This is a genomic window from Tissierella sp. MB52-C2, from assembly GCF_030931715.1.
In the GTDB taxonomy this organism is placed as follows: domain Bacteria; phylum Bacillota; class Clostridia; order Tissierellales; family Tissierellaceae; genus Tissierella.
This window is the reverse complement of the sequence record NZ_CP133261.1, coordinates 2,777,737-2,804,627: the sequence shown is the minus strand read 5'-3', so window position 1 is coordinate 2,804,627 and position 26,891 is coordinate 2,777,737. Positions and strand designations below refer to the sequence as shown.

The 26,891-nt window shown below is 31.6% G+C and carries 37 protein-coding genes and 1 pseudogene; 32 read left to right on the top strand and 6 right to left on the bottom strand.

The genetic code is table 11. The features are described 5' to 3' along the window. Positions 1 to 271: 271 nt before the first annotated feature. The 10 genes from RBU61_RS14395 (at position 272) to RBU61_RS14350 (ending at position 9,832) form a co-directional block, all read left to right on the top strand. The gene (locus RBU61_RS14395; protein ID WP_308876171.1) at positions 272 to 1,522 is read left to right on the top strand and encodes a M20 family metallo-hydrolase; all 1,251 of its coding nucleotides are present in this window, start codon (positions 272 to 274) and stop codon (positions 1,520 to 1,522) included. Positions 1,523 to 1,551: 29 nt separating this feature from the next. Further along, positions 1,552 to 2,025, top strand: coding sequence for a DUF1097 domain-containing protein (locus tag RBU61_RS14390; protein ID WP_308876170.1), 474 nt, complete (start codon positions 1,552 to 1,554; stop codon positions 2,023 to 2,025). A 49-nt stretch (positions 2,026 to 2,074) separates the two neighbouring features. Next, the gene (hydA, locus tag RBU61_RS14385) at positions 2,075 to 3,475 is read left to right on the top strand and encodes a dihydropyrimidinase (protein WP_308876168.1); all 1,401 of its coding nucleotides are present in this window, start codon (positions 2,075 to 2,077) and stop codon (positions 3,473 to 3,475) included. A 306-nt stretch (positions 3,476 to 3,781) separates the two neighbouring features. Further along, positions 3,782 to 5,218, top strand: a complete 1,437-nt coding sequence (locus RBU61_RS14380; RefSeq protein WP_308876167.1) for an SPFH domain-containing protein — start codon at positions 3,782 to 3,784, stop codon at positions 5,216 to 5,218. Between the two features lie 357 nt (positions 5,219 to 5,575). Continuing rightward, entirely contained in the window at positions 5,576 to 5,950 is a 375-nt protein-coding gene (locus RBU61_RS14375) for a hypothetical protein (RefSeq protein WP_308876166.1), read from the top strand. A gap of 263 nt (positions 5,951 to 6,213) precedes the next feature. Beyond that, positions 6,214 to 7,605, top strand: a complete 1,392-nt coding sequence (locus RBU61_RS14370) for a sodium:alanine symporter family protein (RefSeq protein ID WP_308876165.1) — start codon at positions 6,214 to 6,216, stop codon at positions 7,603 to 7,605. A gap of 83 nt (positions 7,606 to 7,688) precedes the next feature. Further along, the gene (locus RBU61_RS14365; protein ID WP_308876163.1) at positions 7,689 to 8,243 is read left to right on the top strand and encodes a sigma-70 family RNA polymerase sigma factor; all 555 of its coding nucleotides are present in this window, start codon (positions 7,689 to 7,691) and stop codon (positions 8,241 to 8,243) included. Continuing rightward, entirely contained in the window at positions 8,240 to 8,710 is a 471-nt protein-coding gene (locus tag RBU61_RS14360) for a hypothetical protein (RefSeq protein ID WP_308876162.1), read from the top strand. Before RBU61_RS14365 ends, RBU61_RS14360 begins: the two co-directional genes overlap by 4 nt. Positions 8,711 to 8,721: 11 nt before the next feature. Further along, positions 8,722 to 9,492 carry a hypothetical protein gene (locus RBU61_RS14355; RefSeq protein WP_308876160.1) on the top strand — a complete coding sequence of 257 codons (771 nt, stop codon included), beginning with the start codon at positions 8,722 to 8,724 and terminating at the stop codon, positions 9,490 to 9,492. Then, complete coding sequence (locus tag RBU61_RS14350) at positions 9,482 to 9,832, top strand: hypothetical protein (RefSeq protein WP_308876158.1); 351 nt, start codon at positions 9,482 to 9,484, stop codon at positions 9,830 to 9,832. Before RBU61_RS14355 ends, RBU61_RS14350 begins: the two co-directional genes overlap by 11 nt. Before the next feature lie 64 nt (positions 9,833 to 9,896). Here the strand turns inward: RBU61_RS14350 and RBU61_RS14345 are convergent, their stop codons facing one another. After that, entirely contained in the window at positions 9,897 to 10,622 is a 726-nt protein-coding gene (locus tag RBU61_RS14345; RefSeq protein WP_308876156.1) for a hypothetical protein, read from the bottom strand. A 225-nt stretch (positions 10,623 to 10,847) separates the two neighbouring features. On the opposite strand from RBU61_RS14345, the gene guaB reads away from it, so the two are divergent. After that, a complete protein-coding gene (gene guaB, locus RBU61_RS14340) occupies positions 10,848 to 12,299 on the top strand; it encodes an IMP dehydrogenase (RefSeq protein ID WP_308876155.1) in 1,452 nt (483 codons plus the stop codon). Between the two features lie 11 nt (positions 12,300 to 12,310). After that, positions 12,311 to 13,255, top strand: a pseudogene (gene guaA, locus RBU61_RS14335) (glutamine-hydrolyzing GMP synthase); the annotation flags it as partial. An 84-nt stretch (positions 13,256 to 13,339) separates the two neighbouring features. On the opposite strand, the gene RBU61_RS14330 reads toward guaA, so the two are convergent. The 5 genes from RBU61_RS14330 to RBU61_RS14310 form a co-directional block, all read right to left on the bottom strand. Further along, positions 13,340 to 14,518, bottom strand: a complete 1,179-nt coding sequence (locus RBU61_RS14330; RefSeq protein ID WP_308876153.1) for a site-specific integrase — start codon at positions 14,516 to 14,518, stop codon at positions 13,340 to 13,342. A gap of 59 nt (positions 14,519 to 14,577) precedes the next feature. Next, the gene (locus RBU61_RS14325) at positions 14,578 to 15,021 is read right to left on the bottom strand and encodes an ImmA/IrrE family metallo-endopeptidase (RefSeq protein WP_308876151.1); all 444 of its coding nucleotides are present in this window, start codon (positions 15,019 to 15,021) and stop codon (positions 14,578 to 14,580) included. A 137-nt stretch (positions 15,022 to 15,158) separates the two neighbouring features. Continuing rightward, the gene (locus RBU61_RS14320; protein ID WP_308876149.1) at positions 15,159 to 15,527 is read right to left on the bottom strand and encodes a helix-turn-helix transcriptional regulator; all 369 of its coding nucleotides are present in this window, start codon (positions 15,525 to 15,527) and stop codon (positions 15,159 to 15,161) included. 195 nt (positions 15,528 to 15,722) lie between these two features. Beyond that, positions 15,723 to 16,676 carry a DUF3800 domain-containing protein gene (locus tag RBU61_RS14315; RefSeq protein WP_308876147.1) on the bottom strand — a complete coding sequence of 318 codons (954 nt, stop codon included), beginning with the start codon at positions 16,674 to 16,676 and terminating at the stop codon, positions 15,723 to 15,725. Between the two features lie 12 nt (positions 16,677 to 16,688). Further along, positions 16,689 to 17,327, bottom strand: coding sequence for a helix-turn-helix transcriptional regulator (locus tag RBU61_RS14310; RefSeq protein WP_308876146.1), 639 nt, complete (start codon positions 17,325 to 17,327; stop codon positions 16,689 to 16,691). A gap of 147 nt (positions 17,328 to 17,474) precedes the next feature. Between RBU61_RS14310 and RBU61_RS14305 the strand changes: the two genes are divergently transcribed. The 20 genes from RBU61_RS14305 (at position 17,475) to RBU61_RS14210 (ending at position 26,618) form a co-directional block, all read left to right on the top strand. Further along, positions 17,475 to 17,711: a helix-turn-helix transcriptional regulator gene (locus RBU61_RS14305; protein WP_308876144.1), complete on the top strand. Its 237-nt coding sequence runs from the start codon at positions 17,475 to 17,477 to the stop codon at positions 17,709 to 17,711. A 27-nt stretch (positions 17,712 to 17,738) separates the two neighbouring features. After that, a complete protein-coding gene (locus RBU61_RS14300; RefSeq protein ID WP_308876142.1) occupies positions 17,739 to 17,939 on the top strand; it encodes a DNA-binding protein in 201 nt (66 codons plus the stop codon). Between the two features lie 18 nt (positions 17,940 to 17,957). After that, positions 17,958 to 18,989, top strand: coding sequence for a DUF5131 family protein (locus RBU61_RS14295; protein ID WP_308876140.1), 1,032 nt, complete (start codon positions 17,958 to 17,960; stop codon positions 18,987 to 18,989). Between the two features lie 194 nt (positions 18,990 to 19,183). Continuing rightward, on the top strand, positions 19,184 to 19,738 hold the full coding sequence (locus tag RBU61_RS14290; RefSeq protein WP_308876139.1) for a hypothetical protein: 555 nt from the start codon (positions 19,184 to 19,186) through the stop codon (positions 19,736 to 19,738). A gap of 1 nt (position 19,739) precedes the next feature. Continuing rightward, the gene (locus RBU61_RS14285; protein ID WP_308876138.1) at positions 19,740 to 19,958 is read left to right on the top strand and encodes a hypothetical protein; all 219 of its coding nucleotides are present in this window, start codon (positions 19,740 to 19,742) and stop codon (positions 19,956 to 19,958) included. Next, a complete protein-coding gene (locus tag RBU61_RS14280) occupies positions 19,955 to 20,359 on the top strand; it encodes a hypothetical protein (RefSeq protein WP_308876137.1) in 405 nt (134 codons plus the stop codon). The genes RBU61_RS14285 and RBU61_RS14280 overlap by 4 nt, the downstream gene beginning before the upstream one ends. After that, on the top strand, positions 20,352 to 20,507 hold the full coding sequence (locus RBU61_RS14275) for a hypothetical protein (RefSeq protein WP_308876136.1): 156 nt from the start codon (positions 20,352 to 20,354) through the stop codon (positions 20,505 to 20,507). The genes RBU61_RS14280 and RBU61_RS14275 overlap by 8 nt, the downstream gene beginning before the upstream one ends. 45 nt (positions 20,508 to 20,552) lie before the next feature. Beyond that, complete coding sequence (locus tag RBU61_RS14270; RefSeq protein WP_308876135.1) at positions 20,553 to 20,993, top strand: hypothetical protein; 441 nt, start codon at positions 20,553 to 20,555, stop codon at positions 20,991 to 20,993. Then, on the top strand, positions 20,990 to 21,133 hold the full coding sequence (locus RBU61_RS14265; protein WP_308876134.1) for a hypothetical protein: 144 nt from the start codon (positions 20,990 to 20,992) through the stop codon (positions 21,131 to 21,133). Before RBU61_RS14270 ends, RBU61_RS14265 begins: the two co-directional genes overlap by 4 nt. Continuing rightward, positions 21,134 to 21,682 (top strand): host-nuclease inhibitor Gam family protein, encoded by a 549-nt coding sequence (locus RBU61_RS14260; RefSeq protein ID WP_308876133.1) that lies wholly within the window; start codon positions 21,134 to 21,136, stop codon positions 21,680 to 21,682. A 2-nt stretch (positions 21,683 to 21,684) separates the two neighbouring features. Further along, positions 21,685 to 22,272 carry a hypothetical protein gene (locus RBU61_RS14255; protein ID WP_308876132.1) on the top strand — a complete coding sequence of 196 codons (588 nt, stop codon included), beginning with the start codon at positions 21,685 to 21,687 and terminating at the stop codon, positions 22,270 to 22,272. Between the two features lie 45 nt (positions 22,273 to 22,317). Continuing rightward, positions 22,318 to 23,001 (top strand): helix-turn-helix domain-containing protein, encoded by a 684-nt coding sequence (locus RBU61_RS14250; protein ID WP_308876131.1) that lies wholly within the window; start codon positions 22,318 to 22,320, stop codon positions 22,999 to 23,001. After that, positions 23,002 to 24,273: a replicative DNA helicase gene (locus RBU61_RS14245; protein ID WP_308876130.1), complete on the top strand. Its 1,272-nt coding sequence runs from the start codon at positions 23,002 to 23,004 to the stop codon at positions 24,271 to 24,273. It begins immediately after the preceding gene. Then, positions 24,260 to 24,388 (top strand): hypothetical protein, encoded by a 129-nt coding sequence (locus RBU61_RS14240; RefSeq protein ID WP_308876129.1) that lies wholly within the window; start codon positions 24,260 to 24,262, stop codon positions 24,386 to 24,388. The genes RBU61_RS14245 and RBU61_RS14240 overlap by 14 nt, the downstream gene beginning before the upstream one ends. Further along, the gene (locus tag RBU61_RS14235) at positions 24,381 to 24,515 is read left to right on the top strand and encodes a hypothetical protein (RefSeq protein WP_308876128.1); all 135 of its coding nucleotides are present in this window, start codon (positions 24,381 to 24,383) and stop codon (positions 24,513 to 24,515) included. The genes RBU61_RS14240 and RBU61_RS14235 overlap by 8 nt, the downstream gene beginning before the upstream one ends. Beyond that, positions 24,508 to 24,705 (top strand): hypothetical protein, encoded by a 198-nt coding sequence (locus RBU61_RS14230; protein ID WP_308876127.1) that lies wholly within the window; start codon positions 24,508 to 24,510, stop codon positions 24,703 to 24,705. The genes RBU61_RS14235 and RBU61_RS14230 overlap by 8 nt, the downstream gene beginning before the upstream one ends. 55 nt (positions 24,706 to 24,760) lie before the next feature. Then, on the top strand, positions 24,761 to 25,276 hold the full coding sequence (locus tag RBU61_RS14225) for a Holliday junction resolvase RecU (protein WP_308876126.1): 516 nt from the start codon (positions 24,761 to 24,763) through the stop codon (positions 25,274 to 25,276). A 2-nt stretch (positions 25,277 to 25,278) separates the two neighbouring features. Next, positions 25,279 to 25,662 (top strand): replication terminator protein, encoded by a 384-nt coding sequence (locus RBU61_RS14220; RefSeq protein WP_308876125.1) that lies wholly within the window; start codon positions 25,279 to 25,281, stop codon positions 25,660 to 25,662. 22 nt (positions 25,663 to 25,684) lie between these two features. Then, complete coding sequence (locus RBU61_RS14215; RefSeq protein ID WP_308876124.1) at positions 25,685 to 26,395, top strand: hypothetical protein; 711 nt, start codon at positions 25,685 to 25,687, stop codon at positions 26,393 to 26,395. A gap of 46 nt (positions 26,396 to 26,441) precedes the next feature. Continuing rightward, a complete protein-coding gene (locus RBU61_RS14210; RefSeq protein ID WP_308876123.1) occupies positions 26,442 to 26,618 on the top strand; it encodes a hypothetical protein in 177 nt (58 codons plus the stop codon). The last annotated feature ends 273 nt before the right edge of the window (positions 26,619 to 26,891 follow it).

Here is a 26,891-nt window from a genome sequence, read left to right as displayed (position 1 = left end):
TAAGGTTTTGATGACAAAAATCATCAAAACCTTATTTTATGTGAAAATCTTATAAGAAACTATTAATGTTAAGAATATTAAAAACTATTATTATTTTAATTTTATCAATACTCCTTATTTTGAAACCATTGAAAAGCGTGTAATTAACATATTATTTTATGTATAAGATAAGAAAAAACGACTTTAAAAAGAATTTATATAATTAATATTTCTATTTTGGCACGGAGTTTGCAATACATAATGGCAAAGAAAAATAGAAGGAGGCACAAAATTGGAGTCCTGTATTGAAAGAATAAAAAACGATATAGAAAATGTGACAAAGATAACGGCTACTCCCAATATGGGATGTACAAGATTTTCTTATGGTAAGGAAGATAAAGAGGTCAGAGAATATTTAATTAAAGAAATGGAAGACTTAGGATTATTCATTAAGATAGACGGCGTAGGAAATATTAGAGCTAAATATATAGATAACAATGAAGATAAACCTTCTATAATGATGGGTTCTCATATAGATACAGTTGCTAATGGCGGAAAATTTGATGGTCTTACTGGAGTTATAACGGGTTTAGAAGTAATTAGAGTAATGAAAGAAAATAATGTTAAACTGGATAATCCAATTGAACTAATTATCTTTGCAGAAGAAGAAGGTTCAAACTTTGGTACGACAATGGTTGGAAGTAAGTTTTTATCTGGAACATATAAGTTAAAATACTTAAATAAACTGAAAAATGATGATGGAGTTACTGCATATCAAGTTATGAAGGATTTTGGACTGGATGTAGATAATGTAGAAAATGAAGTGTTGAAGAAAGAAGAATCAAAAGCTATGGTGGAACTTCATATAGAACAAGGTGGTATACTTCATTCAGAAAACCTTCCTATAGGTATAGTAAAAGCAATAGTTGGAATGAAGACTTACAAAGTAAGTTTAGAGGGTGTTTCAAATCATGCAGGTTCTACTCCAATGTATCTAAGGAAAGACCCTATGGTTGGAGCTGCTGAAATAATTACTTATATGGAAAAAGTGGCGAAAGAAAATGCATTAAAGGATACAGTTGCAACAGTTGGAAAAATTCATTGTCAACCTAATGGATCAAATGTTATACCAGGGCAAGTAGAATTTAATGTAGATATTAGAGATGTAGAAATAGAAGGAATAGAAATAGTAGCTAAAGAATTAATAGATAAGACAAAGGAAGTAGCAGAAAAACGAGGTCTTAAATATTCTATAGATTTAGTAGGTGAGTCAGATTGTGTAAAACTATCGCCTAAAGTTATAAGTGCTATTGAAGAGGTTGCCATAGAGAAGAAATATGCATATAAGAAAATGAACAGTGGTGCAGTTCACGATTCAGCAATGTTAACAGAAATAACTGATGTTGGAATGATATTTGTACCAAGTATAGATGGTCTAAGTCATTCTCCACAGGAAGATACTAAATTTGAAGATATAAAATTAGGTTGTGATTTACTATTAGGTACAGTAATTAAGCTAGGAAAATCTAATTTAATGATTTAAAAATTTATATTTGATAATAGTAGAAGGAGGTGTTTCAAATTAAGAAAAACTTAGGAATCTCTATATCAGTAGGATTATTATCTGGTTTATGGGTTTTAATTGCTGAAAAGCTTGGAGTACCTGCATGGCCTGGATTTATTGGTTGGTCTATCTTCTTCTTTACAGGAGGAGACCTAAAGGCTTGTAAATTGAGCTTTCCATGTTTAGTATTAGGGCCAGTTTTAGCATATTTAACTGTCCTTACTCAGACCACATTGGAAACTTCAGGAATAACATCTGCTATTGTAGTAGTAGGTCTTGGATTTGCTATGACAATTGCTCAAAGTTTTCCAATTTTCCAAGTAGCATCTGCTACATTTATAGGGGCTAATATCTATTTTGCATCAGGAAATAATTTATTTCATGCAATAGTAGTTACATCAATAGGTCTAATAATAGGTCTAATATCTGTAAAATTTGGTGCTTTTCTTGATACAATTATTTTAAAGAAAGAAGTAGTATAAAGTGTGAAGTATAAAATTAATAATATAAAAGATAAGGGAGGAAATTTAAATGAGTTTATTAATTAAAAATGGTGTTATAGTAACTGCAATGGAAGAGTATAAAGGAGATATTTTAGTAGAGGAAGGAAAAATAGTAGCAATAGGAAAAGATTTAGATGCTAAAGCTGATGAAGTAGTAGATGCTAAAGGAATGTATGTGTTACCAGGTGGAGTTGACCAACACGTTCACTTCTCATTTGAATTTAATGGATCAAAAGTAAGAGGATTTGAAACTTCTAATGCAGCAGCAGTGGGTGGAACAACTACAGTAATCGAGTTCGTTAACCAATTAAAAGGAAAAGGACTAATCGATACCATAGATGACTATAGAAAAGAAAATGCTGAAGGTATAGCAATGGTAGACTATTCATTCCATGGTGTAATAACAGACTCCTCAACTGGAGTATTTGATGAAATTCCAAAGCTTCCTGAAGCAGGATATCCAACAGTAAAATTATTTATGGCTTATAAAGGAATGTTCTTCCACTGTGATGACGATGTAATTGCAAAATCAATGCAAAAAGCAAAAGATGCAGGAGTTACTATAATGGTTCATGCTGAAAATGCTGACTTAATAGATGTTTTACAAAAAGAATGTGTAGAAAAGGGACAAGTTGAACCATATTATCATGCAGTATCTAGACCACCAATGGTAGAAGTAGAAGCTACAGAAAGAGCAATTAATATTGCAAGACTTATGGATGCTCCTTTATATGTAGTTCACGTATCCACTAAAGGTGCAGTAGATGCTATTAAACGTGCACAAGATGAAGGACTACCAATATATGGTGAAACTTGTACTCACTACTTAACTCTTGATAAAGAAAACCTTGCAAAACCTAATTTCCAAGGAGCAAAATATGTATGTTCACCAGCGTTAAGAGAACAAGATGATATGGATTATCTTTGGGAATCAGTTAAAAATGGCTGGATAAACGCAATAAGTTCAGACCACTGTGGATTCAACTGGGCAGAACAAAAACATATGGGTAAAGATGACTTCAGAAATATTCCAAATGGAGCACCAGGACTTGAAAATAGATTAGGAGTATTATGGACTACTGGAGTTGAAACAGGAAAAATAACAAGATCACAATTAGTAGACTTATTTGCAACTAAACCAGCTAAGATCAATGGTCTTGGAGATAGAAAAGGTCATATCGGAGTAGGATATGATGCTGATATAGTATTATATAATCCAAACCACAAATCAGTAATATCAAACGAAACGAGTTTACAAGGAGTTGACTATAACTCCTATGAAGGAATGGAGCAAATAGGAAGACCAGAAAAAGTATTCTTAAGAGGTCAACTAATAGTAAATGAAGGAAAATATATAGGGGAAAAGGGACAAGGAAAATTTGTTCCAGGAAAAGCATTTGGTCTTTGCTATGATGGAGTAGAAAAATAAAAATATATAAAAAAAGAATCTATTATTAACTGGCTTAGCCAAGTAGACAGTTAATTTGATTAAAATATTATATACCTCTGGATGCATGGTTTCGATATTCTAAAGAAGCCATGCATCTTAATTTTTTGGAATCTTTTTTCGTTATAAAGCTTTGTATATTTAATTATTTTTTTCTTTACACCATTTATTGACCCAATTCCTAATAACCCTCATTTAATTAAGTTTGTTAATATATTATTTAAGATGAGAATATATAGGTATATAATGGGTATAAGTTTTAATATAATTTAAAAAGGGGGTTTTGATATGGCATACATATTTGTACTAGGTGGAGTATTGGGATTTTTAGCTATTTTGCTTTTGTTCTGGAGAAAAGTGCAAGCAGATAAGGCAATGGTAATTACAGGACTAAAGAAAAGAGTATTATCTGGTAAGGGTGGGTTTATGATACCATTCTTAGAGGCTTCTTGTACAATTTCTTTAGAAAATATTAGTATGACAACAGATGTGAATGAAGCACCGTCAAAACAGGGAATATTTGTAAATATTATAGGTACAGCTATTGTGAAAGTTAACAATGAAACCGAAAGTATACTTAAGGCAGTAGAGCAATTTTGTAGTGGGGGAGCAAAAAATACTGTATCAGTTATTAGTAGTATGGTAGAACAGATTCTTGAAGGTAAATTAAGAGGAATAATATCAACTCTTACTGTGGAACAGATAAACGAAGATAGGGCTGCCTTTGAACAGAGAATAGAAGACGATATTAGGGAAGAATTGCATTCTATGGGATTATTATTAATATCATATTCTATCCTTAGAATATCTACTCAAGGCAGTTACTTAGAAAACAGAGCTATACCTCAAATAGCATCTGCAAAAGCAGATGCAGATATAGCAACAGCTGAAAGAAAAAGAGATACTGAAATTCGTACAGCAGATGCTGTAAGGGAAGGAGAAAAAGCTAAATTATTAGCTGAAACGGAAATAGCCCAAAGTCAAAGGGATAAATTAATTAAGGTTGAAAGCTATAGAGCAGAACAGGATAGAGCAAAAGCAGATGCCGACGTAGCATATAAATTAAAAGAAATAGAAAATGAATCCTTAGTGGCAGAACAACAAGCTGCTTTGGCTAAGAAAAATGCTTTTGTAGTAGAAGAAAGACTTGTGGCAGAAATTAAGAAACCAGCAGATGCAAAGAAATATGAAACTGAAGTAAATGCAGAGGCAGAAAAGATTAAATCTATAAAACAAGCTGAAGCTCAGGCAGAGGCCATAAGGATTAGAGCCATAGCAGAGGCAGATGCTTTGAAAATTGCTGCAATGGCAGATGCAGATGCTATTAGAGCAAGAGGAACAGCAGAGGCTGATGCCATTAAGGCCAAGGGTATAGCAGAGGCTGAATCAAAGGATAGGCTGGCAGAGGCAATGGCTAAATATGGAGATGCTGCCGTAGTAGAACTAGTAGTAAATAGATTACCGGAAATAATGGCCGCAGTGGCTAAACCAATGGAGCAGGTAGATAAGATTACAATAATAGACAATGGTGGTAAAGAAGGAGCATCTAAGCTAACAAAGCTAGTGGCAGATGTGACTACAAATGGATTTCAGACAGTAAAGGATTTAACAGGATTAGATATAACAGATATAATAACTGATTTTATAAATAAAGAAGATATAGGAAAGAAAAGAGAGAATAAACTAGAAGATGGAGAAATGAAAGAAGTCTTAGCAGAAAATTAAAGATTAGATGGAAAAGAACTATCAAAGTTTTAAAAAGATAGTTCTTTTTTGCAGTAAAATTTATTTTTATTTCGTTATATTTATTGTAACTTATAGTATATATTTCTATTGTAAAAACTCCTAAAAGGATGTAATATGATAGAAAGGATATATATAATATATTAGAGGGGGTGTATCCTTATAAAAAAGCGTATAATTTACATTTTACTAACCCACAGTGGTTCATTACTTTCAAAATGCATTAATGTTTATACAAAGGAGCCATATACCCATGTATCAATAGCCTTTGATGAGGAATTAAAAGAATTATATAGTTTTGGAAGATTAAGACCAAATAATCCAATATTTGCTGGGTTTGTGAAAGAAGATATAATAAATGGAACTTATGCAAGATTTCCTAATACAATGTGTGCTTTATATTCTCTAGAAATAAATAATCTTCAGTATAAGAAATTGATGAGAGAACTAAATAAGTTCAAAAAGGATGGAGAAAAATATGGCTATAATTTAATAGGTCTGCTAGGTGTGATGGTAAATTATCCTATTGAGAGGAAATATAACTATTTTTGTTCCCAATTCGTATCCTCATTACTTAAAAGTAGTGGTATAAAACTAATCAACAAAGAGACTGGATTAACATCACCGAGAGACTTTAGAGAATGCAGAGAATTAAATCTTGTATATGAGGGGAGTTTACAAGATTATAGCTTAAAGCAATCATATATATATTAATAATTATTAGAAACTCTAAAAATATAAAAAATATTTTTAGAGTTTTTTTATCTTATAATTTACATTATTTCATCATGTGTTAATTTGTACCTAAATTTTAACTTATGAAATTAAGCTATTTTTTGATGGGGAGATTAATAAAGTATTAGGAAAGGAGGAAAAAAATAAAGGAATTATTTAAGGAGATAAAATAGCTTAAGATTTTAAAATCGCAAAGTTACTAGGATAATTAAAGCCCAGTATTTCGCTAGGAGGTAATATTTATGTCAATTATCACATGGTTAAATGATAATGTTGTATGGGATATGCCCATGCTTATATTAATGATTGGTACAGGAGTTTATTTAACTTTTATAACTAATGGAGTAATTTTTACAAGATTTGGTACAGTAATGAAGCATACATTAAGAACAATTTTTAAAAGGTATGATTATCAAGAAAAAGGTACTATAACTCCATTTCAAGCTGTATCTACAGCACTTGCTGCAACCGTGGGTACAGGAAATATTGTTGGTGTTGCTGTAGCGATTCAGCTAGGTGGACCAGGTGCTATATTCTGGATGTGGATATCTGCTCTTATTGGTATGGTTACAAAGTATGCTGAAGTTACATTAGCGGTTGCTTATAGAGGTAGGAATAATAAGAATGAGATAGTAGGAGGGCCTATGTATTATATGACTAAAGGTATGGGGAGTAAAACTCTTGCCTGTTTATTCTGTATATTTGGATTTCTTGCGTCTTATGGTATAGGAAATATGGTGCAGGCTAATTCATTGGCTGGTGGTCTTGAATCTTTATTTAGTATTCCTACATGGATAACTGGCATTGTTTTAGCAATATTAGTAGGGCTTGTTATAATTGGAGGAATTGGTAGAATTGCTAGTGTGGCAGAAATATTGGTTCCACTAATGGCTGTATTATATATGTTAGGTGCTGCTATAGCACTGATAGTTAATGCATCTAATATTCCGGCTGCTTTTATGTCTATTATTAGGGATGCATTTACAGGAACTGCAGCAGTAGGTGGATTTGCAGGAGCAACTTCAATGTATGCCACTAGAATAGGCGTATCACGTGGAATTTTCACAAATGAGGCAGGATTAGGTAGTGCTCCAATTGCTCATGCAGCAGCATATACAGATCATCCAGCTAGACAAGGATTATGGGGAGCTTTTGAAGTATTTTTCGATACATTGATAATGTGTACTGTTACTGCTCTAGTAATATTAACATCTGGATTGTGGACTGATTCAGGCCTAGATGGCAATACTATTTCATCATTAGCTTTTGAAAATGCATTTAAAGGTGGAAGTTATATTGTATCAATAGGTCTTGTTTTATTTGCATTTGCTACAATAATTGCTTGGTATTATTATGCTGAGAAATGTGTTGAATTTTTATTTGGTAGAAAGGGGATTATTCCTTTTAGAATATCATTTACTGGAGTAGTATTTGTTGGATGTGTATCTGAACTTGAGCTTGTATGGCAGTTAGCGGATTTATTAAATGGAATGATGGCTATTCCTAACCTAATCGCTCTTATTGCTTTAAGTGGCGTAGTTAGAAAGTTAACAAAGGATTTTTTTAATGATCCAGATCGTAAAAGATTAAGAAATGAAAATTTTTCTAAATATATCATTATAAAAAGAAAATAATATAAATAAAATATTTAGGAATTATTTTTGCAGTATTTTTATTTTTACTTTCGTTATAATTAATAAGAGGAAGGAGGGGAGAAATGAATAAGGAATCAGTACTGATTGAAAAGGCGGCAAAGGGAGACGAAAGTTCCTTTGCTGAAATAATAAATTTATATAAAAATTATATATTTGCAATTATTCTTAATTTTATTAAAGACTATAATGAAGTAGAAAATGTGGCCCAAGAAGTATTTTTACAGATTTACCTCTCCCTTCCTAACTATGAATCTGATAATTTTAAAGGTTGGATTAGCAGAATAGCATCTAATAAATCTATAGATTTTCTTAGAAAGAAAAAGGCTAAGTTTAGAGAAGAAGCAATGGAAAATGAAGAGGAGTTAATGAATAATCCTAGATTTAGCCATAATCATACTCCAGAGGAGATATTAATAGAAAAGGAAAAAACAGAGGAAGTTTCTAATCTATGTAAATCTGTTCCACCTATATATTCAGATGTAATTAAAAAGTTTTATTTAGAGGGAAAATCTTACGAGGAAATTGCAGAGGAAGAAGGGGTTACAGTTAAAACCATAGCCTCAAGATTATATAGAGGAAGAAATATGTTAAAAGAGAAATGGAGGGAAAGGTTATGAAACACTATGATTATGTAGAATGGGTTTTATATAAAAATAATCTTCTTGACGATGGAATCCGTGAAGAGATGGAAGAACATCTTTACCTATGTGATGAATGTATGCAAATCTTTCTCTCCCTTATAGATGAAGAAGAAATCCAAATAGCTGCATCCATAGTACCAGAAGATTTCACCGATAAGGTAATGGATAATGTTAAAGTAATTAGGCCTATGAAAAAGCCTGTGAAGAAAAAGATAAAATTAACTAATGATTTCTTTATGTACTATGTGGCAGTAGCATCTGTAGCTATTATTTTAACGGCAAACGGCTTTTTTGGACGAATGGTAGAGGCTGTACCTCAAATAGCTTCAAATATAACTATGGAAGATAGTAGATTAAAGGCAAATACAATATACAATATGTCAGAAAAGATTACTAATAGAACATCAAGTTTTATAAACGATTTTAAATTCAATAGGAAATAAGGAGGCATAGTATGAGACAAAAAAGTAAGTTTATTACATTTATATTATCATTTTTACCTGGACTATCTCACTTCTATTTAGGATATGCAGATAGGGGGCTTATTTATTTAATAATTCTTGGGATGTTAGGAGCAGGTTCTATAGGGTTGACTATTATGTTAGGTAATGAAGGACCTGTAATCATAGGAATGACAGGTGCTTGTGTCCTTTGGCTAGTAGCTTTAGTAGATGCTTTTTCTGTTGCTAATAGCTTAAGATATAATAATAGTGCAGAAATAAAAGATGGCTGGAATTCTGAAGAAACAAAGGACTCAAATAAAAAGATTATTACACTTGCATTATCTATAATTCCAGGAGCAGGACATATGTATTTAGGATATCAGAGGAAAGGCTTAGTATTAATGGGCGGATTCTTCTTTGCAATATTTTTTATGGGATGGCTTAATCTAAGTTTTCTGTTATTTTTACTACCTTTGATTTGGTTCTACTCTTTCTTTGATGCTTTCCATACATTAAACGGAAACAAGGTGGAAGAAATAGATATAGAAAAACTAATACCAGTTGTTAAAACCAAGTATATAGGCATGGGTTTGATTGGAATAGGAATTATCGTTGGATTCCAAAGAATAATTCATCCCCTATTAAATCAATATATTGAGGATTATATAGTAAATTATATTCAAACATCTATAGTATCTCTAATATTTATATTTGCTGGTATAAAGATGTTAAAGAAGAGAGAAGTAGAAATTATAGAGGAGGATGAGGACCATGAAAACTAGAAGGGTAGGTACTATATCTATGGCCATAGTTCTCATTGGGTTTGGAATACTAATATTTATATCACAAATAAACAGTCTATCAGCTGTAGAATTAGCAGTAAAATTTTGGCCAATGACATTAATAGTATTAGGCGGTGAGATTCTTTGGGTTAGCTTTAAAGAGAAAAAGGAAAATGAAAGCTTCCTAATAAGGTATGATATATTTTCTATGTTTATAGTAATGGTAGTACTATTTGTAAATATATGTATATATGGATTTGTAGAAACAGGAATCATGGATTATATTAAAGTAAGAGTTTCAGAAGAAACAAATTATAGATATGAAAATTATATAGAATAAAATAATTCCGATTTTTGAAGCCAGGCTTTAGAAATCGGAGTTATTTTTGAAAGAAATAAATTTATTAATCTCTTTTATCGACTTGAAGTATATTGGAGAACAGAGGGTTTAGCCAACCTGAGGTAACTTCTGATTCCATTGCAACTTTTAGATTTTCAATATTCTCAAATTTTTTATTTGACTCGCTTTTAGGTATTTTATAATTTAGTAGATAGGTATAAGGAGATTTTAGCTTAAAACCAATATTTTCAAATCGTGGGTCTATTAAATGAAATATTACTCCTTCTCTTAATGGAGTTGAAATATCATCAACAATTTCCAAGTGATCTCCTAATTTTCTAGATATTATCTGATCTTTGTCTTGAAAGTAGAAGTTGTCATCATCTCTTCCAAGAAATTCAACGTCTTGAGTTAATATTTCCTCTTCATATATTCCAACACTTCTAAAACTATCTACTAAATATAATGTGCTATAGATATTCTTTTCCCAATGACCAGGGTAATCATATCTGAAAAATGTTTTTCTATTATTTCTTATGCCATAATTAACAGATATATTATGATTATACAATTCCTTGTATTTGTTAAACTTTACTGTAGTGTCTATACCAAAAATAATGAAAAAAGCAATAAAGATGGAGAGTATGATATTTGATACCTTACTATTTTCTTTTCCTATGAATGTTAATCTGATAATTATAAATGTGAGGACAATACCTAGTAAGATTAATCGAAGAAAGAAAGCATCATACAAGAATTTTTCAGCTTCTACCCAAAACTCATAATTCATAACTATACCCCCTAATTTAAAGTTTTAGTTATATGATATAATAGTATTTTCCGAAAAGCAAGTTTAGAATAGGATAAGCATATTGTTTTTCAAAAATTCCAAATTTACTTTTAACTTGTTTTTTGTAGATTTATAAATTAAAATATAGTATTAAGATAGCGAAGTATTATTAATATATATATTTCACATACTAAGGATATAAGTATAATTAAGGAGGAGTTTATATTGGAATTTGTAGGAGAAGGTTTGACTTTTGATGATGTTTTGTTAGTTCCAGGAAAATCTGAAGTATTGCCAAAAGAAACTAGTATTAATACTTATTTAACTAAGAATATAAAACTAAATATACCTCTAATGAGTGCTGGAATGGACACAGTAACTGAGTCTAAAATGGCAATAGCCATGGCTAGAGAAGGCGGAATTGGTATTATTCACAAAAACATGACTATAGAGGAGCAGGCATTAGAAGTAGATAAGGTAAAGAGGTCAGAACATGGTGTAATTACTGATCCATTTTTTTTATCTCCAGAACATATCGTATCAGATGCCTTAGAATTAATGGAAAGATACCATATATCAGGAGTTCCAATAACGGATGAAACTGGAAAATTAGTAGGAATCATAACTAATAGAGATATTAGATTTGAAAAAGAAACCTCAAAGAAAATCCATGAAGTGATGACTAAAGAAAATTTAGTTACGGCAAGAATAGACATTCCTATGGATGAAGCCTTAGATATTATGAAACAACATAAGATAGAGAAACTTCCCTTAGTAGATGATGAATTTATGTTATCAGGACTTATAACTATTAAGGACATAGAAAAATCTATTCAATATCCAAATTCTGCTAAAGATCATACAGGAAGATTATTGGCAGGAGCGGCGGTTGGAGTAACGGCAGATATGTTAGAGAGAATAGCTGCATTAGTTAAATCTAAGGTAGATGTTATAGTAGTTGATACAGCTCATGGACATTCTAAGGGAGTATTAGATGCATTAACTAAGATAAAGAGAGAATATCCTAATCTACAAGTAATTGCTGGAAATGTGGCAACTGCTGAAGCTACTGTAGATTTAATAAAAGCAGGGGCAGATGCTGTAAAGGTAGGTATAGGACCTGGTTCTATTTGTACTACTAGAGTTGTAACTGGTATCGGTGTACCACAAATAACGGCAGTAATTAATTGTGCTGAGGCAGCAAAAGAATATGGTATTCCTGTTATTGCAGACGGTGGAATAAAGTACTCAGGAGATATAACAAAGGCAATAGCAGCTGGGGCAAGTGTAATAATGGCAGGTTCCTTATTTGCGGGAACTGATGAAAGTCCTGGAGAAGAAGTTTTATATGAAGGCAGAAGATATAAAGAATATAGAGGAATGGGTTCTCTAGCATCCATGGATTCAGGTAGTAAAGATAGATATTTCCAAGAAGATACTAAAAAATATGTGCCGGAAGGTGTAGAAGGTAGAATTCACTATAGAGGACCAATTGGAGATGTAGTTTATCAACTTATTGGTGGATTGAAATCAGGAATGGGCTATGTTGGTGCTAAAGATATTGAAGAATTACAAGATAAGGCAAGGTTTATGAAAATTACATCAGCATCTCTAATTGAAAATCATCCACATGATATTCATATTACAAAAGAAGCACCAAATTATAGTAGACGCTAAGGAGTGATATAGTGCAAGATTTTATAAGTAAACAAGTGGAAGAAATTAAGAATAAAGTTGGAAATAAAAAAGCATTATGTGCATTATCTGGTGGAGTGGATTCTTCTGTGGCAGCAGTATTGGTTCATAAAGCTATAGGTGATAATTTAGTTTGCGTGTTTGTAGATCATGGACTTCTAAGAAAAAATGAAAGATATGAAGTAGAGACAGTATTTAGAGATAAATTTCATATGAATTTAATTGTAGTTGATGCAGAAGAAAGATTCTTAGGTAAATTAAATGGAGTTACTGATCCTGAACAAAAGAGAAAGGTAATTGGAGAAGAATTTATTAGAGTATTTGAAGAAGAACAATCAAAACTTCAAGATATAGAATTTTTAGTTCAGGGAACAATTTATCCAGATATAGTTGAAAGTGTAAATAAAGATGGAAAACTTGCAGTTAAATCTCATCATAATGTAGGTGGATTACCAGAAGATGTAAATTTTGAGCTTATAGAGCCTCTTAGAGAACTATATAAGGATGAGGTTAGAGAAGTAGGTAGAGCATTAGGTATTGATGAAGAACTAGTAAGCAGACAGCCTTTCCCAGGACCGGGACTTGGTGTTAGATGCTTAGGAGAGTTAACTAAAGAAAAACTAGACATACTAAGAGAAGCTGACTATATCTACAGAGATGAAATCAAAAAAGCAGGACTAGATAAGGAAATTTGGCAATACTTTGCAGTATTACCAAATATCCAATCTGTAGGAGTTATAAATGGTGAGAGAACTTATTGTCATACAATAGGCCTAAGAGCCGTAACTACTAAAGATGCAATGGTAGCAAAATGGTACCCAATTCCATTAGATATATTAGGAAAGATTTCAGAAAGAATTACAGATGAAGTGGAGGAAGTAAACAGGGTGGTATTTGATGTGACTAATAAGCCACCTGCGACAATTGAGTGGGAATAATCATGAAAAAGCCAGAACCCTTTGCATTAGCGAGGATTCTGGCTTGTTTTTTTAGGCTGTGGTACTAATTTGGTACTAAAAAATCTAAACAGCTTTTAAATCATGGAAAACACGTTCAGCTTTAAGACTTTCAGCAATCTCTTTGTCATTATAAACTTCTGAGTCCTGTTCATCGAATTTTGCTTTTCCAATAATACCATCTTTGTGTCGACTGAGCTCTTTAGAAATATCTTGATCTTTGTTTGGATAGAGGTGAGCATAAGTGCGATCCACTTCTTCTGGAGTATCTCCAATTCGTTTTGCAATAGCATGAGTTCTATATCCAAGCTCAATTAATAAAGCTACATGAGAATGTCTTAGATCATGTACTCGTATACGTTCTATATTTGCTTTCTCTATTAATCGGTCTAATTCCTTATTAAGTGCTGTACGAGTAAAGTAGAATATACGGTCATTTGCTTCTAAGCCATATAAAGAGTTCATGTATTGTTTAAATTTTTTATATAAGAAATCGGGCATTGATACGATACGAGGATTTTCATTCTTAGTTTCGTCAAAAACATCCTCTCCATCTTCTCGCTTATATGTTTCGCAAATGTCAAGTGACTCTATATCATCAAGTATTTTCTTAGGAGTGAGGGCTAATAATTCTCCACTCCGTATTCCCGTCCAAAACAGAGTCATAAATGCAATACGATATGCTGGTGACTCCTCATGGACGATTACTTCATTAAATTCATCAAGTGTCCAGAATTTCATTTCGTCAGCCCGTTTTTTCCCGATGGATTTTACCCGGGAGCAAGGATTTTGGGGCAGATTATAATACTCAACCGCATAGTTTAATATCGCACTCAATTGACTATTGATTGAACGTAAATAGGTAGGCTTATAAGGTTCACCGTTACGTGGATTTTTCTTTTTTAGCATAAGATTCTGCCAACGCCTTATATCACCCTTTGTAATCTCCGAAATAATTTTGGATTTAAAAACAGGTAATATATGAGTATCAATTATACTCATCTTTGTTTTTATTGTGGAGTTTCTTATTCGAAGATCTGAATCATCATAATATAAATCTACCAAGGTTTTAAATGTCATATTGGGACTTCCGGCGTTCTTTAGAAGGAATTCACGTTCCCAATCTTCTGCGTGTCGCTTTAGCTTAAATCCTCTTTTTTTCTTTTGTTTATATTCTCCCTTCCAGTCTGTATAATAAAATTTACAATACCAGGTTCCACGGTCTTCATCTTTATATGCAGGCATCTAACCACCTTCCTTTATAAATAAACTTATGTTCTATTGGGTGTAAAAAATAATAAAGCTTAATAGCTATATTGTAAACTTGATTCTGTAACGTAAAATTCCTTTGCTAACTGCTCAAAATTATATCCTTCATAACAATCCTTATCTATAGAGATATTAAGCAATTTTAAGGCAAAATAATCAGCCTGACGTTCTAATTTCCCCTTATTAACTAACTTGTTATTATAAGCAGCAGTAGTAATTTCAATATGCAGTACTGCATGTCCTAACTCATGGGATAAAACAAATTTCTCATATTGGTAAGGAAGATCATCTCTAATAAATACTACTTCTATTCCAAAGTAATTTCTAATATATATAGCCTCATTTCCTTTGAGCAATGGATCATCTTTATCAATTCTTTTTATTTCAATGTTTAATGCACTATATATTTCATATATGTCACTGGAGCCACAGTATTCTATGACTCCATTTATATATTGGTCAATCCATGATAAATCCATAATATCACCTCGTTAAAACTTATGTTCTGTTATGTATTGAAATAAAAGACACAAAAATTAATTGTTGCTTAATTTGTGTCTATTAATAGCTCTCGTTCTAGTCATATTACCTTGTTGTGATTAGTTTGAATTATAATTTATTTTAAATCGTTAGATCCTAAATACTCTGAGATCAATTTATTTAAGTTATGAGATTGGACATAATCCATTTTAGGAAGTATATCAACAATAGTTTTTAATAGCAACATTTTATTCATAAATTCAGAGCTATCTATGATTGATATATGGTCCGATATTCCGACTAAATAATCTATGGAACAATTAAAATATTGGGCCAAATTAATTAACATAGATATACTTGGTTCTCTATTGCCATTTTCATATTGAGATATAGTAGCTTTTGCGATGGGATACCCAAAGACTTCTTCAATGTCTTTAGAGAGTTTTTCTTGAGTTAATCCATGTGAAGCTCTTAAGTATCTTAGCCTATCAGAAAATTTATTCATTATAACACCTACTTATCAACATAATGTTTACAAAATGTAAATAAAATCATAAAAAACACTAACGAAGTTGACTTTTTGCTAGTTTAAGGTATATTATGTGTATAAAGATACATAATATGTACTAATGTTAATGTGGTTCGTTCCGCTAGTTCGGGGCAGGGTGTAAAGTTATCACCTGGGAGGAAAGGGACCACATTAATTATTTTTTTGTTTTTTTCTAATCCGTGGATTAATTTTACCTAATTTATAGTCCTTATTTAAAAGACAATCTACAAATGACATATCATTATATAACTCTAATGGGAATGGACAAATTCCAGATAATACAACCTGATGATGGTCCTCATCTTTTAAAAATAGTGGCAATATTTTAAATAAATTATTACTGTTTTCTAAATGTATTCCTTTGTTTTTATACTTACATAGGTTTTTTAATTTCTTTGTATTCACTAATGAATCACAAATTTTACATCGCTTCCAAATCTCATGATCAAAAGGCCAACTCTCAAAACTATTTCTTATTATACCAGCTAAAATATCTGCAACTTGTATTAATTGAAAGTCTTTATCTTTAGAATCTTTAAATTTCAAATTATAATTATTAATTGGTTTATTAGATTCATTAGAACTTGGCATAAAATTGTCTTCTAATAATTCTTTTAATCCATCCATTTCAACTTTCTTCATTACATCCACAGCTATAAAGAGATTAGAGCCAACTTCATCTTTTAACACATCATGTGCAGTTTTGATTGGAAATACATGGCAAAGTTGTGATAAAGCCTTATTTTTTATATCTAGGAAATAAGGGTCTTCTATCTTTTCCTTGAAAGCTATCCATGAAACTAAAGTACCTTTTAATTCTGAAACTATCTTATGTACCTCATCTTTATTTCTATGACGTCTAAGTGTTGTATATTTAGCTTCGTGTTCAGGCTTACATCCTACTAACTTTTTAATTTTATTTAATTTATCTATATTGTATTCTATATCGTCTTTTTTTACTACAAACATAGCTACCGCATAACACCTTGATGAACCTTGTCCATATTCTTCAAATTTAAAACCGTCATCACCAGAAGCATCTACATATGCAAAATAATCGTAGTAATCTAATGATTTCATTTGAATTTCAATATCGCTATCCAATTGGTCTCCCTCCTACTTCTTGTATTTCAAACTCAACAACTTTAAATGTTCCAATAAAGAATTGGCAAATTCTACCTTTTCATCATCATCCAGCTTATCCACATCAAAGCCACCAAATCCCATGATTACATTTTGTTCTAATAGAAATTTTATGGCTTCTTCAGGAGTTTCAAAGCTATCTGGTAACTGTTGTTCTTTATTATCCTTATATGGGTTTCTTACATTAGAAGCACCCATTAAGTAATCTAATGATACATTAAAATATTCTGCTATAGCCTTTTTTATCTCATCATCAGGAGTACTCTTGCCGCTTTCATATAATGAAACAGTTGATTTAACTATTCCAAATATTTTTCCAAATTCTTCTTGTGTCAAATCTAGTTCAGTTCTTAATTCTTTAATTCTATTTGCAAGTTTACTTTCCGTAACAAGAGAATTGTTTTTACTAATGGAACTATATTCCCCTAATAATTCATCTGTAGTTACATTGAAATAATTGGCTAATAATTTCAGAGTACCAACGTCAGGTTCTCTCCGTCCTGTTTCATAATGAGCATAAGTAGCCCTATTCATATTTAAATCCTTACTCACTTCTTCTTGGGTAAGCCCTTTACAACTTCTTAACTTTTTAAGATTTTCAGATAGTGACATATTTAACACCTCAATTATATATTATAATGAAATGATACAAAAAGAAACAAATGATACAAAAAGTATATTTATCTTTAAAAAAGACTTGACAATGATACAGAGTGTATAGTAATATTAAGATACAAGATGTATCACGGAGGTGGAAAAATGGAAAAGTATACGTTAAAGCAATTAAGGGAAGTGAAAGGTGAAACACAGGAGCAGGTATCAACAGCCATAGAATTAAATAGAGCCTTATATTCACATTATGAAAATGGCATTAGGATGCCAAGAGTAGATATAGCAAAAAAAATTGCAAAATATTTTAATGTAAGTGTAGAAGAAATTATTTTTTTAAATACAAATGATACAAAGAGCCACAAGGGTGACAACCACACAGCATAGAACGATTAATTATAGGAGGTGAGAATAGTGGATTTTTATTTTGTAGAAGATGTAATGAGAATATTAAGGCTCTCTAAATCTAAATCTTATAAAGTAATGCAGAATATGAATAAAGAACTTAAAGAGAAAGGATATTTTACTATAGCTGGTAGAGTACCTAAGAAATACTTTCAAGAAAAATTCTACTTTGAGGAAGAAGGATCTAAGAGCAAGAGAAAAATATCATGAAGGGAGTGAGAGAAGAAAATGAATAAGACCAAGATAGATTGGGCTGATCATACTTGGAATCCAGTAACCGGTTGTAGACATGAATGCCCTTATTGTTATGCAAGAACTATGTCTAAGAGGTTTTCAGGAGATATTAGATTAAATAAAGCATCCGACGAATATGAGTATGACGAAGAAAGAGATTTATATATATTAGACAAACCTTTTATAACACGATCAGATAGATCATTAAATTATCCATTCGGATTTGAACCTACATTACACAGATACCGCATGGATGTACCGCAGAAGTTAAAGCAATCAAAGAATATATTTGTAGGATCTATGGCGGATTTATTTGGTGAATGGGTTCCGGATGAATGGATTGAAGAAGTATTTAAAGCAAGTGAGAAGTCTCCGCAACATAATTATTTATTTCTAACTAAGAATCCTAAAAGATATGTTGAATTAATTGAGAAAAAGATATTAAGAACTGGAAGTAATTATTGGTATGGTACAACAACTACAGCACCAGAAGATATATTTTTTAGTTATGATCAACTAAATACATTTGTCAGTATTGAACCAATTTTACAGTCATGGCCAGGTGCTTCATCAGTTGTTAAGAAAGTAGATTGGATAATCATAGGAGCTGAAACAGGAAATAGAAAAGATAAAGTAGTTCCTAAAAAAGAATGGATTACTACCCTTATGGAGCAAGGTAGAGAATCTGGAATACCTATACTATTGAAAAATAGCTTAAGAGAACTTATGGGAGAAGAGTTTATACAAGAGTTTCCAGATGGATTAAAACAGCTAGAAAAGATTCCTCGAAATACAGCACTTTATAAGCGATTATATTCAAGCTGTGGATCTTGTAAAAAGATTGATTTAAAAAGTGAAATGATTGCAATTCTTGCAAGAAGAAAGAGAGGGGAGACAGCTAAACAATTAGCTTATTTATGTGATACGTGTTTTGATGGCTGGCGTGAGGTCTTAGCTGGAATTATGAGAGAAGAAGATTTTAAAGAGAAAATCAACAAAAAGAAAGAGGAAAGTGAAGAAAATTAAAGTTGAAGAAAGGAAGGAGAAAAGGAAGAGATGAAACAAATTAGATTAATTGGTTTCATGTGTAAAGCAGAAGACCTAATTCCTAGGCTAAATGAGGAATGGGAAAAGTTAGAAAAGATTAAAAAAGAAAAGGAAAAGAAAACAGCTTAGTTTCTTCATTAATTAAATTCTAACACGAAAAGAGGTGAAATTGAATGTACTCAAGCTACCTAATTGATTACCAAACACCACGTGAGAATAAAGGATTAACTAGGGATAATGTAGCTTCACTACTAGCAGATAAAGGCATAGGGATAAGTACTGAAAGTCTAGGATGTTATGAAAGAGGAGTAAGAGATCCTTCACCGGGCATAGTTGTAGAATTTGCAGAAATATATCAAGAACCTTTCTTAACTCAAAGATATTGTAAGCACAATTGTGCTATAGGACAGGCATATAGTTATGAAATCCTTGATAATATTGACTTAAATATCAGCAATATAGCTTTGAAGCTATTAGAAGAGCATAGAGAATCCCATGAGGTATTGGCAGAGGTATTAATCTTAATTACTAATAAAAAAAGTATAAAAGATTTTACAGATAAAGAGTTAGAAAAGCTAAAAAAAAATGTTCATGAATTGCTAGACACAGAACATACTATAGAAATCTTTAAGATAGCATTAAATAGATTTATAGATATGAAAGAAATGATAGCAGAACATAATGAGAAATGCAGACAAAGAGGATATGTGAAGGGAGGAGCAATATAAGATGAAAAAATTTATATTTACGTTTCCAGAAGTTCCGCAACTAATAAATCATTACCAGGTAGTTTATGCTGATAATTTATTTCAAGCACAAAGTTCAGTTTTTGAAAGGTTTGGAGTTGTTGGGGTTCAGATTCCATCAGAAAAGGCAGCAGAATTTGAATCATTAACAAATAAAAGAAATTTGAATCCAATTCGCTGTAAAGGAGTGGACAAGCAATGAAGGAATTTGCTCTTTATAAAGGGGAAGACATTTTATCTATAGGTACTATTTCTGATATAGCTAATCAATTAGAAGTAAGAAAAGATACTATAGCTTACTATAAAACACAAGCTTATAGAAGAAAGTTAGATAAAAGAAAAAAATCTAATAACCCAATGATATTAATAGAAATAGAGGAGGATATTATGGAGAAGTGTTTTGCAGACAATGGTAGGAGTTGTATAGTTTTAAGGGCTAAAAATTGTAAGGATTGTAAGTTCTTTAAAACTCAAAAGCAAGTAGAAGAAAGTAAAAAGAAGGCAATGAATCGCATAAATAAATTAGATATTCATACTAAGAGTAACATTATTAATCTCTATTTTGAAGGACTCTGTTTTGTAGGAGATGATGCAATTGTTTAAAAATGTAGCAAGTAGAATATGCGTAGAGGATTGTCAAGAGTATTATCCTTTAGGGATTTGTTGTATTTGGAGTAATGGAAAGGATTTAACTTTGATAGATAAAGAAAAAGAGCTATCAGACGGCCATCTGAAAAGCTCAACAGTTTAAAAAAATACTTTTTATTATTATACCACAATCAAGGAGGTATGCACAATGATTAAATTTTCAAGAGCAGGAGCGAAGGATAATAGAGCAAGACTAAGATGGGTGAAATACTTTAAATATATATTAGAAGGTGAAGAATACTACACTAAGATGAAGGCATATACAACTCATGCTGATGGATGGATAGAAGAAGAACTCATAGTTAAAGAAACATATGATAGAGCCGTCAAGAGAGGTAAGCAGGAGTGTAGGAGCATCGTTGTGGAAGATAATATATTGAAAACATCGAGACAAGCTCTTCCACTAATATATAGCGAGAAATATCAAATAAGCTATACTGCTGCCAATAAGTCGGTATACAAAGCTAGAGAAGCGTTGTTAATGGTAACAAAACATTGCGATATAAGTGGATCTACAGGATTTAGGATGTTTAATAAGTTATTTGAAACTCACTTGACTATGCAAGATGAAGAGAGAATTGCGATGTGAACTGTCCTAAATGCGGTCGAGATGTAAATATTAAAAAGAATAATTTGTTCAACTGCAGATGCGGAGCAGTACTTATTGCAGTTGAAATATATAAAAAATTAGTAGTTGCAGATGTAAAAAATCATAAGGGGGAAAAGTAAATGTCAGAGATATTAGAAAATACCATAGATGAACACTTAGAGGAAGTAGAAAAAGATAGATGGAGAATTAAGTCAGATGAAGAAGCTGAGTGGTGGATTGATAAGAAGGAAGAGGACCTTATAGAGGTTAGAAGATTTAAAATATCTTTAGAAAACAAAATAGAAATATTGAAGGAAAAACTAGAAGCAGTTAAAAATGAAGAGAAAAATATCATTCAGAATAGAGATTTTTATCTACAGGAATATTTTGAATCTATAGATGAAAAGCAGTTAAAGAAAACTAAAACACAATCTAAATATAGATTACCTTCTGTAGAATTAATTAAGAAATTCCCTGGACCTAATTTTGAGAGAGATGATGCTAAGTTAACAGAATGGCTAGAAAGTAATAGTATGAATGAATTTGTAGAGATAAAAAAGCAGGCAAAATGGGGAGAATTAAAGGCAGCTACTAAAGTAGTAAATGGACAAGTAGTTACAGAGGAGGGGGAGATAGTAGAAGGTGTAGAAGTGGTTGAAAGAGCTCCTGAGTTTAAGGTGGAGGTATAAATATGAGTAAGATTGATGAAAGGTTTATTGTAAATTTAAAAGGAAAGCAGTTTGTAACTTATGAAGGATTACTAGATCTTGCACATCAGAAAGGATTAATTTCTATGGAAGTAGAGTTACTTCAGATACCCACTAATGAAAATGAAATGATAGCAATAGTGAAAGCTACAGCTAAGACAGAGAAAGAAACATTTATAGATATAGGAGATGCAGGTCCTAACTCCACTAATTCTATGATAAGACCTCACATAATCCGAATGGCAAGCACTAGAGCAAAAGCTAGAGCGCTGAGAGATCTAACAAATGTAGGTATGACAGCATTTGAAGAATTAGGAGAAGAAGATGAACAAGTACCAGTGACTTCTGGGGCTGCTAATAAAACAGATCCGGACAAGCAAGCTATGGTAGATAATAGCCTAGCAAGTGATAAGCAACTTAATTTTATGTATAAGTTAGTTGAGGATAAAAACTATGGATCTGAAGCAATGAAGAAGTATATAAAGACTGCTTATAACAAAGACAGTAGCAAAGCACTAACTAAAAAAGAAGCTAGTGAAGTCATAGAAATGTTGCAGGGACTAGGAGGATAATTAGATTGAGGGGGATTTCTTCCCCTCAAATTTGGAGGTGAACTTATGAATAAGGCATATTATGCAATAATACCTGCAAATGTAAGGTATGACAAAGAACTAGCTCCTAATGCAAAATTGTTGTACGGAGAGATAACTGCGTTATGTAATGAAAAAGGTTATTGTTGGGCAAATAATAGTTATTTTGCAGAATTATATAACGTATCTAAAGCAACAGTATCAAGATGGGTTAGCAAATTAGAGGAATTAGGCTATATAAAAACTAAATTAATCTATCATGAAGGAACAAAATCAGTAAAAGAAAGAAGAATATATATAGGTAGCCACCCTATTGATAAAAACATCAATAGGTATGAACAAAATAATCAATACCCTATTGATGAAAACATCATTGACCCTATTGACGAAAACGTCAAGGATAATAATACATTATTTAATAATACAACTAATACTACAGAAGATGGTGATGATAGTTTTAGAAAAATAGTACAAGCTTTTGAACAAAATGGATTTGGAACTATAAATATGATGACTAGAGATATGCTAGTAGGTTTAGTTGATAATTTTACAGATGAGTGGGTCTTAGAAGCAATCGAGGTGGCAGTAAAGAGTAATGCAAGGAGATTAACTTATGTAGAAGGAATATTAAAAAAGTGGAAGACGGAAGGCAAGGATGTAGAAAAAGCCAAGCCTGGGGACAATCCATATGCTGGAATGGAGGTTTACTAGATGTATAAGGATATAGAGACAGAACGAGCGGTATTAGCTTGTATGATAATTGATGGTGAATGTAGCTTAGACTATGGTCTTTTAAACGTAGATGACTTTACAGATGGGCTACACAAAAAAATATTCATAGGAATACAAAATATAGTTAAAAAAGAAAAACAAGTTGACTATCTAACTTTATATATAGAACTAAATAAGCAAGTAGATGTATCATATTTAGCTACACTAAGTGAATCACTACCAACTACAGCAAACTTTAAGCAGTATGTAGAGCAACTAAAAGATGTATCACTTAAAAGAAAGTTATATAAATTAGCAGATGGAATCAGGGATCCAAATAAAACTGGAGAAGAATTAGCAGAGTTAGCTGAAAAAGAGATATTTGAACTTAGAGAGGAAACATCTACAAGTGAATTTACAAGACTCGATGGAATACTACTAGATGTATATCAACGTATAGAAAAAGTATCATCTGGGGAATTAGAAATGGGGTTAAAAACAGGATATGACAGGCTAGATGATATAATCGGCGGATTAAGAAATTCAGAATATATCTTATTAGGTGCAAGGCCTTCCATAGGTAAAACAGCATTAGCTATAAATATAGCAGGAAATTTATTAACCGAAGAAAAAACAATAGCATTTTTCAGTTATGAAATGAGCAAAGAGCAGCTAGTCGAAAGATTATTAAAATCCATGTCATTGGTACAAACAGGATATAAAAGAGAAATGGACGTAAAAGAATGGACTAAACTCCAGAATACTGCTAATTACTTATTAAATAAAAACTTATTAATAGATGATGACCCTAATAAAATGGTATCAGATATGCAATCAATGTGTAGAAAGTTAAAAAGACAAGAAGGCTTAGATCTAGTCATAGTAGACTACCTACAAAAAGTTAAGTCAAACTCTAAGGGAACTAAGAGAGAACAATTAGAGCAAGTATCAAATGACATAAAAAACATGGCTAAAATGTTAGATGTTCCTGTATTGGTAGTATCTAGTTTATCTAGAGCAAATGAAACGAGGGATGTAAAGATACCAGTAATGAGTGACTTAAGAGAAACGGGACAATTAGAATTTGATGCAGATGTGATTATGTTTTTACATCGTGAATACTACTATGATAGAACAAATATAGAAATAAAAAGAGATGCAGATATAGTGATAGCTAAAAATAGAAATGGAAGGGTTGGAAGAACTAAATTGACTTGGTATGAAGAATATACAAAGTTTCTAAACAGGAGTGAAAGCTATGAACGGAATTGATGCTATGAAAGATTTATATAAATACTTCGGAGAAAAGAAAGAAGAAGACCAGGAGATGTATAGCATTGCAAATGTGTTTCATGAGATGGGAACGAAGGAGGATTCTTATGAATAAGGAAGAGATTGTAGGAAGGTTGATGAGTTTGAAATATAAAAGAAGTGCAGATAAATATCTTTCTGAAAAAGACAGACAAGCGTTAGATAGAGCTATTAAAATATTGGAGGTGACTCCACTTGAATAAAATAGATAAATATAAAATAGCAGCTGAAATAAAAAAGGAGAATCCTGAAATGACTCATAAAGAAGCATTAGAAATATCTAAAGAAGTTGAGATAATGTACCTTGATTTGAATTGTAATTTTAATGAAGCTATAGCTAAAGCAAAGGAGATGGTAGCTAATGAAAATGAAAATATTAAAAAAGCTAATTAGAGGAACATTACTTAAAGAATTTATAGTAAGTAGTATTTTGCGATAGGAGGTATTTATGGGTTATCACAGAGGAGATGTATTTGAAGAAATAGTAAACATATCAAATAAAGCTTATAAGAGAAAAGGGATAGCATTAGTGCAAAAAATATCTACTCCAATGAAACCGATTCAGAGAGGAGGGCAAATTATCTCTGCCTACTATGAAGAAAAAAGCACATTAGATTTTATTGGAGTATACCAAGGTACACCAATAGCCTTTGATGCAAAGGAGACCAGGGAAAAAAATAGATTTCCTCTTAGTAATATTCAAGAACATCAAATAAGTTTCATGAAAAATTGGTATGAGCATGGAGGAATAACATTTCTATTAATCAACTTTACTAAGTTTGACAAGGTTTATAGATTGGATTGGTTGACTTTAAGTTGGTATTGGAAACAGTATCAAGAAAATAAAGGGAAGAGAGGATTTGGAAGTATAGCTTTTAATGAATTTGAATGCAACTGTAAGAAAGTAAAATCTAGAGATGGAATAATGCTAGATTACTTAGAAGGAATAAAAATGGAGGGATAAGGATGAATAACGCAATTAATTTAGAGAAATTCGCAGGAGGAGCATTAGCAGAGAAATTTAATTTAGCATTAAAAGAAGTATTAGAAAACATAGCAGACCCTAATACAAAACCTGAAACAAAAAGAAAGTTAACATTAGAATTGACCTTTGTACCAAGTGAGGACAGAGAACTTAGTATAGTAGGCATTGACACTAAAACTAAGTTAGCAGCTACGAAATCAGTTGCAACAAAGATATTAATAGACAGAGATGGCCAAGGCGGAATAATAGCAAGTGAATATAATAATCAGCTTAAAGGACAGCAGTATTTACAAGTAGATGAAGATACAGGGGAAATATTGAGCCCTAATGAATTAGAAAAAGCAGGAATTAAATTAGTAAAATAATAAAATTTAGGAGGAATGGAAAATGTTAAATAAAGATGCTTTAGAATATTTAGTTGGATTAGGTTATGAAGAAGAGGTTTTAGTATCAACAGAAAACGGATTATTTACAAAGGTACCTTTAACTAGAGTTAAGCTTCCCAAGATAGAAACTCTAAAGGTAAGCAATTTAACCAGTGTTATTGACTTTATTAAAACAAATATAGATGACAATGATGTAAGACTATTAATTCAAGTAGTTAGTCCTGGAGAAGTAAGAGTATTAACTCCTATAAGAGAAGGAGAAAGAGATGAGATATTAAGAGCAGTAGCAATATTACCAAACAATATTAGATACGATTCATTCATTGATACAGAAATGTTTAACATTATGCTTCAATCTAGTTTTGCAGACAATAATGATAAGGATTTACTATTAAAATTTACTGGGCTTATAAGAGATGAAGCAGTAAAAGAAACTGGAGATAATGGCGTAAGTCAAAAGGTAACTATTAAAACAGGAATTACAACAGTAGGCGAAGCAGTAGTACCTAATCCAGTTATATTGGCCCCATATAGAACATTCCCAGAGATAGAACAAGTAGAAAGTAAATTTATATTCAGAATGCAAGAAGGTTCAAGAGCAGCACTCTATGAAGCAGATGGTGGAGCGTGGAAGAATGAGGTTATGAGAAGAATAAAAGAGTTTCTAGCTGGAAGTTTAGAAGAACTAAAACATATTGAGATTATTTCATAATATAGAGGGTAGGACAACTACCCTCTCCTTATAAGGAGGGATAAATTTGGACAAGCTAATAGAATCCTCTAAAGAATTAAGTATCAATGTAGCTGAAGCTATACCTTATAAGAATTTTAAAGAAATGACAAAGATAGTAGAGGGAGAAGTAAAGAAAAATCGTTATATAGAAATTTGGGACAAGGCTATTTATTCAGCAGATAAGTGGAGCGTGAAACAATGAAGAAAATCAGATGTAAAAAATGTGGGAAATTACTTCTTGAACTTGAAGGGAGAGCAGAAATAATATGCCACAGGTGTAAAACTAAGAACAAATTTGACACAGGGAAAAATAGCTAATCATTTACATGAAATCGAACTTTGAAAACTGAATAATACGGTATTAAAAAGTAAAATAATTCCATCGATTTATTGGTGTTATATGATATGTATGTTACAATTATCATATAAGTAGGTCGTAGTTGTAGTATTATGCGACAGATAAATGGTTTGAATA

Bases quoted from the DNA above. Each gene is read 5' to 3' on its own strand.
- hydA (WP_308876168.1), top strand. From the start codon at position 2,075: ATGAGTTTATTAATTAAAAATGGTGTTATAGTAACTGCAATGGAAGAG.
- RBU61_RS14380 (WP_308876167.1), top strand. From the start codon at position 3,782: ATGGCATACATATTTGTACTAGGTGGAGTATTGGGATTTTTAGCTATT.
- RBU61_RS14370 (WP_308876165.1), top strand. From the start codon at position 6,214: ATGTCAATTATCACATGGTTAAATGATAATGTTGTATGGGATATGCCC.
- RBU61_RS14365 (WP_308876163.1), top strand. From the start codon at position 7,689: ATGAATAAGGAATCAGTACTGATTGAAAAGGCGGCAAAGGGAGACGAA.
- RBU61_RS14360 (WP_308876162.1), top strand. From the start codon at position 8,240: ATGAAACACTATGATTATGTAGAATGGGTTTTATATAAAAATAATCTT.
- RBU61_RS14355 (WP_308876160.1), top strand. From the start codon at position 8,722: ATGAGACAAAAAAGTAAGTTTATTACATTTATATTATCATTTTTACCT.
- RBU61_RS14350 (WP_308876158.1), top strand. From the start codon at position 9,482: ATGAAAACTAGAAGGGTAGGTACTATATCTATGGCCATAGTTCTCATT.
- RBU61_RS14345 (WP_308876156.1), bottom strand. From the start codon at position 10,622: ATGAATTATGAGTTTTGGGTAGAAGCTGAAAAATTCTTGTATGATGCT.
- RBU61_RS14330 (WP_308876153.1), bottom strand. From the start codon at position 14,518: ATGCCTGCATATAAAGATGAAGACCGTGGAACCTGGTATTGTAAATTT.
- RBU61_RS14325 (WP_308876151.1), bottom strand. From the start codon at position 15,021: ATGGATTTATCATGGATTGACCAATATATAAATGGAGTCATAGAATAC.
- RBU61_RS14320 (WP_308876149.1), bottom strand. From the start codon at position 15,527: ATGAATAAATTTTCTGATAGGCTAAGATACTTAAGAGCTTCACATGGA.
- RBU61_RS14310 (WP_308876146.1), bottom strand. From the start codon at position 17,327: ATGTCACTATCTGAAAATCTTAAAAAGTTAAGAAGTTGTAAAGGGCTT.
- RBU61_RS14305 (WP_308876144.1), top strand. From the start codon at position 17,475: ATGGAAAAGTATACGTTAAAGCAATTAAGGGAAGTGAAAGGTGAAACA.
- RBU61_RS14295 (WP_308876140.1), top strand. From the start codon at position 17,958: ATGAATAAGACCAAGATAGATTGGGCTGATCATACTTGGAATCCAGTA.
- RBU61_RS14290 (WP_308876139.1), top strand. From the start codon at position 19,184: ATGTACTCAAGCTACCTAATTGATTACCAAACACCACGTGAGAATAAA.
- RBU61_RS14285 (WP_308876138.1), top strand. From the start codon at position 19,740: ATGAAAAAATTTATATTTACGTTTCCAGAAGTTCCGCAACTAATAAAT.
- RBU61_RS14280 (WP_308876137.1), top strand. From the start codon at position 19,955: ATGAAGGAATTTGCTCTTTATAAAGGGGAAGACATTTTATCTATAGGT.
- RBU61_RS14270 (WP_308876135.1), top strand. From the start codon at position 20,553: ATGATTAAATTTTCAAGAGCAGGAGCGAAGGATAATAGAGCAAGACTA.
- RBU61_RS14260 (WP_308876133.1), top strand. From the start codon at position 21,134: ATGTCAGAGATATTAGAAAATACCATAGATGAACACTTAGAGGAAGTA.
- RBU61_RS14255 (WP_308876132.1), top strand. From the start codon at position 21,685: ATGAGTAAGATTGATGAAAGGTTTATTGTAAATTTAAAAGGAAAGCAG.
- RBU61_RS14250 (WP_308876131.1), top strand. From the start codon at position 22,318: ATGAATAAGGCATATTATGCAATAATACCTGCAAATGTAAGGTATGAC.
- RBU61_RS14245 (WP_308876130.1), top strand. From the start codon at position 23,002: ATGTATAAGGATATAGAGACAGAACGAGCGGTATTAGCTTGTATGATA.
- RBU61_RS14240 (WP_308876129.1), top strand. From the start codon at position 24,260: ATGAACGGAATTGATGCTATGAAAGATTTATATAAATACTTCGGAGAA.
- RBU61_RS14235 (WP_308876128.1), top strand. From the start codon at position 24,381: ATGAATAAGGAAGAGATTGTAGGAAGGTTGATGAGTTTGAAATATAAA.
- RBU61_RS14225 (WP_308876126.1), top strand. From the start codon at position 24,761: ATGGGTTATCACAGAGGAGATGTATTTGAAGAAATAGTAAACATATCA.
- RBU61_RS14220 (WP_308876125.1), top strand. From the start codon at position 25,279: ATGAATAACGCAATTAATTTAGAGAAATTCGCAGGAGGAGCATTAGCA.
- RBU61_RS14215 (WP_308876124.1), top strand. From the start codon at position 25,685: ATGTTAAATAAAGATGCTTTAGAATATTTAGTTGGATTAGGTTATGAA.